This window comes from Lachnoclostridium edouardi (assembly GCF_900240245.1).
In the GTDB taxonomy this organism is placed as follows: domain Bacteria; phylum Bacillota; class Clostridia; order Lachnospirales; family Lachnospiraceae; genus Lachnoclostridium_A; species Lachnoclostridium_A edouardi.
Window position 1 is genome coordinate 1 of the sequence record NZ_OESQ01000005.1, and the last position, 850, is coordinate 850.

The following is an 850-nucleotide window of genomic DNA, read 5'->3' on the forward strand; positions in this document are numbered from 1 at the left end:
GTATCTTTCGATACGGCCTCGGATGTCTTGATATTTGTCTTCTTCTCTTCCTTCCTTTTCTTTCCGGAAGAGTCGACTCTATCTTTTCTTCAATATGTGGTTTTCAAGGTACGTGCGGTATCTTACAATTTACAGCTAACTTACAGTCTGCCGCTTCTCTGTTTGATACCTAGTGGAGATGGAGAGATTCGAACTCTTGACCCCCTGCTTGCAAGGCAGGTGCTCTCCCAACTGAGCTACACCCCCACGGATGCGGGCCTTCCCTCATTTGAGGCTATCCCTTGTTTTATTTTCTATTCCTTTGTGTTTCCACTTACCTGATTTAATGGGTTTCAACGGACTTTTCCTCTTTTTCAAGAACCATCCATTTTCACTTCCTGCTTTTATCAAACAGTGGGGTTAAATGAGCCTTTCCTCTTCTCCGAGAATTATCCATCTTTATTCCCTTTTTTATCAGGCAGTGGGCTTAAGTGGACTCGAACCACCGACCTCACGCTTATCAGGCGTGCGCTCTAACCGGCTGAGCTATAAGCCCTTCTATTTTTAAACCAATCTGTCTTTCTCTCTTGGCTTTTCTCTTTTTTAATCCGGCAGCCACCTACTCTCCCATATCGTCTCCAATATAGTACCATCGGCCGCTTTGGTCTTAACCTTCGTGTTCGGGATGGGTACGGGTGTTTCCCCTAAGCGCATCGCCACCGGAATCTTTTTCGTGTCCTTGACTTGAACACTAAACAGTATATAAAACCCTTACTTACCTTTTCCGTTTTAGTTGGATTGCTCCAAACGAAATCAGTTCTTCTTCCTTAGAAAGGAGGTGATCCAGCCGCACCTTCCGATACGGCTACCT

General features: G+C 45.1%; 2 tRNA genes and 1 rRNA gene. All 3 read right to left on the reverse strand.

The features are described 5' to 3' along the window. Positions 1-173: 173 nt before the first annotated feature. Positions 174-246: transfer RNA gene (locus C1A07_RS16035), tRNA-Ala, on the reverse strand. Positions 247-461: 215 nt separating this feature from the next. Next, positions 462-535 (reverse strand) — tRNA-Ile (locus C1A07_RS16040). Positions 536-585: 50 nt separating this feature from the next. Continuing rightward, positions 586-703: ribosomal RNA gene (rrf, locus tag C1A07_RS16045) — 5S ribosomal RNA — on the reverse strand. Positions 704-850: the final 147 nt, after the last annotated feature.